Source organism: Desulfurella amilsii (genome assembly GCF_002119425.1).
Classification (GTDB): domain Bacteria; phylum Campylobacterota_A; class Desulfurellia; order Desulfurellales; family Desulfurellaceae; genus Desulfurella; species Desulfurella amilsii.
This window is the reverse complement of sequence record NZ_MDSU01000014.1, coordinates 1-2,579: the sequence shown is the minus strand read 5'-3', so window position 1 is coordinate 2,579 and position 2,579 is coordinate 1. Positions and strand designations below refer to the sequence as shown.

Below are 2,579 nucleotides of genomic sequence, written 5' to 3'. Positions count from 1 at the left end.
AAAGAAACTCAGGCGATATTAAAGCCCCTAACTATTGGCGCGTTATCAAAGGCATAGAGGAACAGATAGCGCAAGACACAGCTAACAGAATAGTGGAGTTTGCCGTTAAGCACAATGCCGATGTTATAGTCTTTGAGAACTTAAGCAAGATGAAAAAACCTAAAGACTTTTACGGCGCTAAGAAACTGCGATTTAAACTCCACTTTTGGACTAAACAGGCAATAGTAAGAAAAACCTTACAGAAAGCACATCTTTTTGGCTTAAGAGTTACCAAAGTTCTTGCAAGAGGCACATCACAGTATGCTTTTGACGGTAGTGGTGCAGTGGAAAGAAACAGCAAGAAAGACCTCTGTAAGTTTACTACTAACAAGCACTATCACAGTGACCTTAACGCAAGCTATAATATCGCAGCAAGGTTTTTCATAAGGCTTTACCTAAAACCCTTACCAGAAATGGCAAGGTTGCAGTATCAGGCAAAAGTTCCTGAGATTGCAGCGAGACATCAGCAGACTTTGGCTTCATTAATTAGACTGCGTGAAGCCTTAAGCTTGGCGGCTTAATATGCTTTTGCAGCCCGTATTTAAGTCAAAGGAAGCTTTACCCATAGGACGCTTAGGCGGACTTGGGGAAAGAGGATGTCACTAAGTTTTTTAATATCAAGACTAAAAATTTTCATACGACACTCACATAAGTAATAAAGCAAGCGGGAAACCGCTTGCTTGGTTGTTATTCGCTTGCCTTTGCCACGCTTGTAGCATTATCCGCACCTACGGTTATTTTGCTGTATTTGTCCCAATGGTCTATTATCGGTTTGGTTTCTTTTTCCCAATTTTTAGCTACCACTTCCATAATGGCTTGGGTAATCTCGGTATTGTCTTTTACATTCTTTTCTATTGCTTGGCATTCAGGGCTGTTTTCAGGCATAAACAGGTAAGGGGCTATGCCTTTTAGGTTTTGATACCACTCTGGCTCATTCTTGCCATACTCTTTGCCTTGTGCGTCTTTTTTGTGTTCCGTCCACTTGTAATTGTAAACGCAGGGAAGTTTGGCATCATCTGCTATTCTAAAAGCTACCTTGTCATTGTTTACAGGGGCTGGTTGCCACTGTTTAACTGCGTTTAGCCAATTAGAAAGATACGGGCTCAATGGCTGGTTTTGTGCTTTAAGCATTAAAGCTTTAACAGCTGGAAAGACAGGATAGTAGGCTAAAAGTTCAGATTTGTAGTAGTCTTTGAAGTAGTTAGAAAACATACTAAAAACAACAGAACCATAACCATTATCGTAAATTTCATTTGTAATTAGGTAATATTTGCCATTTAACTCAAATACTGCGTAGGTAGAGTTGTAAATAGTATGAAGATAACTAACTAAACCATTTACTGCGTGGTTAAAATAACTTGGAAAGAAAACTAACTGCGGATTTTGACTATTGAAATCAGGCTTATCTTTCACTATAAAATTCACATTAGGCATTGACTCTTTGGCATAGGATAAAACTTTATCAATGTATTCTTGTGATAGGTATTTACTGCCGTTTAACCAAACTGCTGGAGTAAGAATACCCCCATTCATTCTTACCGCTAAGTCATTAAACACCACATCTATCGTCCCTGTGGGATACTGCTTTTGAGTGTCTAATGTAGCGTTATAAGTCTGTTGTATGTTTTTCTCTGCCTCTGGCTGTAAGTTAATAGCTTCGTATTTACTATTAGCATGACTTGAAATTGCCGCTGTTGTGTAGCCCGCACAGCTGTATAAGTTGAAACTTAAACCTAATAAAAGCAACCCTAACCCTAAAAACTTAATTTTTCTCATCATCACCTCCTTTCTGGCAAAGTTTGCCAAATTCTTTATAATGGTCTAAATAGCAGTGACATCCTCTTTCCCCAAGTCCGCCTAAGCGTCCTATGGGTAAAGCTTCCTTTGACTTAAATACGGGCTGCAAAAGCATATTAAGCCGCCAAGCTTAAGGCTTCACGCAGTCTAATTAATGAAGCCAAAGTCTGCTGATGTCTCGCTGCAATCTCAGGAACTTTTGCCTGATACTGCAACCTTGCCATTTCTGGTAAGGGTTTTAGGTAAAGCCTTATGAAAAACCTTGCTGCGATATTATAGCTTGCGTTAAGGTCACTGTGATAGTGCTTGTTAGTAGTAAACTTACAGAGGTCTTTCTTGCTGTTTCTTTCCACTGCACCACTACCGTCAAAAGCATACTGTGATGTGCCTCTTGCAAGAACTTTGGTAACTCTTAAGCCAAAAAGATGTGCTTTCTGTAAGGTTTTTCTTACTATTGCCTGTTTAGTCCAAAAGTGGAGTTTAAATCGCAGTTTCTTAGCGCCGTAAAAGTCTTTAGGTTTTTTCATCTTGCTTAAGTTCTCAAAGACTATAACATCGGCATTGTGCTTAACGGCAAACTCCACTATTCTGTTAGCTGTGTCTTGCGCTATCTGTTCCTCTATGCCTTTGATAACGCGCCAATAGTTAGGGGCTTTAATATCGCCTGAGTTTCTTTTAGCCTTTGAGAGTTTGTTAATGGTTTTAAATAAGCGGTCTTTTTCTATCGGCTGGTTTATAAATAA

The 2,579-nt window shown here is 39.3% G+C and carries 2 protein-coding genes and 2 pseudogenes; 1 reads left to right on the top strand and 3 read right to left on the bottom strand.

Annotated features, from left to right (window positions below; translation table 11 throughout):
• Positions 1 to 560, top strand: a pseudogene (locus DESAMIL20_RS03140) (IS200/IS605 family element transposase accessory protein TnpB); the annotation flags it as partial.
• 166 nt (positions 561 to 726) lie between these two features.
• On the opposite strand, the gene DESAMIL20_RS03135 reads toward DESAMIL20_RS03140, so the two are convergent.
• The 3 genes and pseudogenes from DESAMIL20_RS03135 to DESAMIL20_RS03130 form a co-directional block, all read right to left on the bottom strand.
• A complete protein-coding gene (locus DESAMIL20_RS03135; RefSeq protein WP_086033370.1) occupies positions 727 to 1,815 on the bottom strand; it encodes a hypothetical protein in 1,089 nt (362 codons plus the stop codon).
• Complete coding sequence (locus DESAMIL20_RS10450) at positions 1,802 to 1,951, bottom strand: hypothetical protein (RefSeq protein ID WP_158090497.1); 150 nt, start codon at positions 1,949 to 1,951, stop codon at positions 1,802 to 1,804. Before DESAMIL20_RS10450 ends, DESAMIL20_RS03135 begins: the two co-directional genes overlap by 14 nt.
• A gap of 1 nt (position 1,952) precedes the next feature.
• Positions 1,953 to 2,579 (bottom strand): annotated as a pseudogene (locus DESAMIL20_RS03130) (IS200/IS605 family element transposase accessory protein TnpB); the annotation flags it as partial.

What these genes read in the sequence shown, in the direction of transcription:
- DESAMIL20_RS10450 (WP_158090497.1), bottom strand. Translation starts at nt 1,951, where the DNA reads ATGCTTTTGCAGCCCGTATTTAAGTCAAAGGAAGCTTTACCCATAGGA.
- DESAMIL20_RS03135 (WP_086033370.1), bottom strand. Translation starts at nt 1,815, where the DNA reads ATGAGAAAAATTAAGTTTTTAGGGTTAGGGTTGCTTTTATTAGGTTTA.